The organism is Vibrio cincinnatiensis DSM 19608 (assembly GCF_900167345.1).
In the GTDB taxonomy this organism is placed as follows: domain Bacteria; phylum Pseudomonadota; class Gammaproteobacteria; order Enterobacterales; family Vibrionaceae; genus Vibrio; species Vibrio cincinnatiensis.
The window spans coordinates 1-3,844 of the sequence record NZ_FUXB01000037.1 but is presented as its reverse complement, the minus strand read 5'-3'; the positions used below and the strand labels follow the sequence as shown (position 1 = coordinate 3,844).

Sequence of the window (3,844 nt, the reverse complement as noted above, 5' to 3'; positions counted from 1 at the left end):
GAAATAGGAAGCACTCAGCGTTGGGCTACGTGAGTCCCGTCGAGTTCGAAAGTGTGTAGTTATGTTGTGTCCACTTTTCGTGGGGTACACTAGTGATAAGGAGTATCTTTGAAAAATTTGATGCATTATTTTAAGGCTCAATTTGTGCCAATGTATGGTCTTATCCTACTTAGACATCGAGCGATCACACAAATGGTTGGTAACAACTTGCCGACTTGGTCAACCACGATGGGAATCTATTTCTCATTGTTATCAATGTCTCTATATATTTACTCGCTTATCGTACGGTTTCACCTGAATGAAGGTGACCCTACCTTAGTTTCAATGGGACTATTCCAAACTATTTACGTATTCGTTTTGGCTGCGATGTTTCAACTAAGTTTCCATATATTAGGTTCGACAAGAAGTTACTTAGTTAACCTAAAGTTGACGTTTCTATTTGTTGGCATGCTTTACTTGCTAAATAGTTTTATCGGACTTCCATTTCAAATTTACCTTGAACAAGGGGGCAATCGATTCATTACATTCATAGCTTCGATGTTAATAGTTGTTTGGGTGCTAAGGTGTTGGTACGTGATGGCAGAGTTTAATGGTCTTATTAAGAAAAAAGAAAAGGCATTTTCGCTAATAGCTATATCTCTACTACACCTTGTAGCTAGTCTTGTCTTCGCAGTGATAGTTCCTTACTTTGTAAATATCACATAACAAAGCATTTAAGACGGATTCCCAACGCTTGGCATTTTTGGTTTGCTTTAGCTTCGGTGTTTACGGCATTATCCTTTAAGTTCAGTGGTCTGCGTTGCTCACCACTTAATGCGGCGTTATATGCTCCCAATATTTGGGAGCACAGTATTATTGAGAGAAAGCTTCGTTTTCAGCTTTTACAGCTAATGCACCGTGAGCCAGTTGAACTAAAGTATCGAATTTAGGCGAAGTATGAGGACTTAAAGCCTTGTATATACTAGGTCTACTTTTAAGGTTAGTTTTAAGTTGCACGTTTTGAACTCCATACTCCTCGATATAGCCACGAATAGCAGCTTGAAGAATATCTGGTCTATTAAGCGTGATCGAATCCCAAGCAGCTTGTTTTAGAACAGCTTCAATATCATCAGGTGAAATAGCTCTTTCTTTAGCTTCAAGGTATTTACCTTGCTCCTCTGCTAATTGGCGTAACTTCGTAGCTGATATTTCAGCAGCACCCCAATCGATGTAAGTCCCCTCAAGAGAAAACTCTGTAAAAGAGTCAACTTGAGAAAACGCTTCAGTTTCAAAGATAGCAGTCAGGTCAGCAATTCCACGAAAACCATCGCTAAACTCAAGTTCTAACTCGTAACCAGACTCCCAATCAACATCAATGATTTTTAACATCAGTTAACCCTCTTAATCGTTACACCTTTGACGGCTTTGTTCCATTCGTTCAGCAATTCGCTTTTATGTTGCTCAATGTACTTCTCGGCTTTGACGAGTTTTTTAGCTGGCAAATATCCAGCAAGTAATTCAATATCATCAATAGCAATGGAGGCGCGGTGCTCACCATACTCAACATGCACATGAGGGCGGTTGTGAGAGTCATTGTCTAAGTAATACATGACAAACTTCAAACCTAACAACTTTTTGAGTATCTCGGGCATCAACAACTCCTATAATCTTTGTTTAGTGTACGCCAGTATCTTTCCGGATACAAGTCGGCGCATATAACAAACAATTCAAGCAGACCCTCAACGCGTGGCACTTTTGTTTTGCGTTGAGTTTGGTGATTACGGTGTTTTGCGGAAAGTTGGTAGTAGCGTTTCGGGCTACTTAATTGGGCGTTATGCTTAATCTCATAAAATCAATCGGTTGTGGCCTTTTCTTTGTTCCTTCGGCCATTCGTTCGTGTTTGTCGGCAATTTAATAAAGCTGTCGCGGTTTCATGTAAATTGATGCTGTGAATTCCGAGTGATTGCCTCATTTTAGTTTCGAGCCGGTTCGTGTTGAGTTTCTTTTTCTCAAAGTCGCTTTGAGTGATTTGGTTCCTTGGATTATCGGCCAAAAGCGCATCGGCAATTTGTTATTGTTTTGCGCTGCCTAATGAAAAGGCAATTTGGCGGGCGCTGTTGATTCCGTGCTATTGCCTCATTTGAGTTTCACGCCAGTTTGCTATGAGTCTGGTTTATCAGATTTTCGTTGAAAGGGCATTTTGTTCTTTTGATCGTAGTAAATTTAACGTGGTTTTTGTTCAAATCATGGTTTCGATCAGGTTAACGAGTTTTGGTGCTTGGGTTGGTTTGAAACTCTGAGTTATTCTAATGGTTGTTTAAACCTAAGTGTTTGAAGTTTAAGCATAACAAACGGTTCAAGAGGGACAGCCAACGCGCGGCATTTTTATTATGCGTTGGTTTTGTGATTACGATGTTATGCGGAAGCTTGGTAGTGGCGTTGTCTGCCCCTTAACCGGGCGTTATGTATCAATCGAAAAAAAGCCCAAGAAATTGATACTCTTGGGCTTTGTGAGTAGGCATTAATTTGGTGTAGAGCGATAGTGCTCTCTCACTTTTTTGCCATCTCTTGTATGCGCTGGTACATGCACTTTCTTTTTACCGCCTTGGGTTTTTGCCATGTTGCTTCCTTTTGTTACGTTGAAATTACAAAACACCACATGTTGTGGTTATGTGTCTTGAGTGGTCAATATATTGTGTCGTGTCACGATTTGCAATACATAAACCCACACTGTTTGAGTGTGTACGCGTGATTGTGATATGCATCTTAAATTTCATGCACAAAATGCTGCAAGATACATAACAAACGCCTCAAGAGGGACTGTCAACGCGCAGCGTTTCCAGTCCCAATGAGTTGCGGTGGTTACGGTTGTTGTGTTTGAGTTTGGTGGTAATGCGTTGTCAGCCCCTTAGGCGGGCGTTAGCTTTTCATGACTATTTCACGTTAGTTTTAACTTTATCACAGATTGGGTGTTGATAATTAGGTCACTTGTTCATTTGTAATTATTGTTCAGATTTTATCATCTGGAGTTAATTATGTTTCCGAAAGATTTTTACATCTTACCCGAAGAACTATTTAGGATTGGTAATAAGGACATTCCCAAGTTATCGCATATAAGAGCTAGGGATGTGGACACTATGCAAATAAACGGCATAACGGTGATTATTGCTAATGGAAAGGGGATAAGTGTATTTGACAAAACAGGAATCAACCAATCTAATATGACGGGTTGGGTTTGGAGGTTTCCACCTAATACCCGCCCTCCACAAGGGCTAAAGCTTGTAAATGATAAGCCACATCATTACGGTATTGCACCTATTACAAATATGCCTTTAGATAAGTATAAGGGATTGCTTGAAGAGATGGCTTTAAAAGCAACAAGAGTGTTTAAAAAAGAGGGTAAAGTAGTTTGAGAAGGATAACTTTAGACTTAGGCTCTTCGGATATGAAGTTAGTCTTAGAAGGTTTGGAATCATTGGAAAAGCAATGGGCACATATTTGTGAGAACTCCGATGATGAGGATGAGGTATCAGACTATGGTAATGATCTGATCGAACTAAGGCTACTCATTAAATCACTAAGAAGCGATGCTATAAGTGTATTTGGTGATAATGTGCTCAATTTTTCAAGGGAACTCCTCTAAAACCAAGCTAAAGCTAACAAACGCTTCAAGAGGGACAGCCAACGCGTGGCATTTTTACTATGCGTTGGTTTTTATTATGACGGTGTTATGCGGAAGCTTAGTAGTAGCGTTGGCTGCCCCTTAAGCGGGCGTTAAATTCATGGAGGATAAATGGGACTCGTAATTGCACCAGTGGTGGTTTTCTGGATAGTGTCATTCTTTTTTTCTTGGCGTATGGGGTAC

Annotated in this window: 3 protein-coding genes; 1 reads left to right on the top strand and 2 read right to left on the bottom strand. The window is 40.2% G+C overall.

Annotated features, from left to right (window positions below; all coding sequences use genetic code 11):
- Positions 1-852: 852 nt before the first annotated feature.
- Together dhiA and dhiT are read right to left on the bottom strand one after the other, a co-directional pair.
- A complete protein-coding gene (gene dhiA, locus B5D54_RS16580; RefSeq protein WP_078927633.1) occupies positions 853-1,368 on the bottom strand; it encodes a type II toxin-antitoxin system antitoxin DhiA in 516 nt (171 codons plus the stop codon).
- The gene (gene dhiT, locus B5D54_RS16575) at positions 1,368-1,631 is read right to left on the bottom strand and encodes a type II toxin-antitoxin system toxin DhiT (protein WP_039428569.1); all 264 of its coding nucleotides are present in this window, start codon (positions 1,629-1,631) and stop codon (positions 1,368-1,370) included. The genes dhiA and dhiT overlap by 1 nt, the downstream gene beginning before the upstream one ends.
- Positions 1,632-3,014: 1,383 nt before the next feature.
- Here dhiT and B5D54_RS16570 point away from each other — a divergent pair.
- Positions 3,015-3,392 carry a Tse2 family ADP-ribosyltransferase toxin gene (locus tag B5D54_RS16570; protein WP_078927632.1) on the top strand — a complete coding sequence of 126 codons (378 nt, stop codon included), beginning with the start codon at positions 3,015-3,017 and terminating at the stop codon, positions 3,390-3,392.
- The last annotated feature ends 452 nt before the right edge of the window (positions 3,393-3,844 follow it).

What these genes read in the sequence shown, in the direction of transcription:
- dhiA (WP_078927633.1), bottom strand. Translation starts at nt 1,368, where the DNA reads ATGTTAAAAATCATTGATGTTGATTGGGAGTCTGGTTACGAGTTAGAA.
- dhiT (WP_039428569.1), bottom strand. Translation starts at nt 1,631, where the DNA reads ATGCCCGAGATACTCAAAAAGTTGTTAGGTTTGAAGTTTGTCATGTAT.
- B5D54_RS16570 (WP_078927632.1), top strand. Translation starts at nt 3,015, where the DNA reads ATGTTTCCGAAAGATTTTTACATCTTACCCGAAGAACTATTTAGGATT.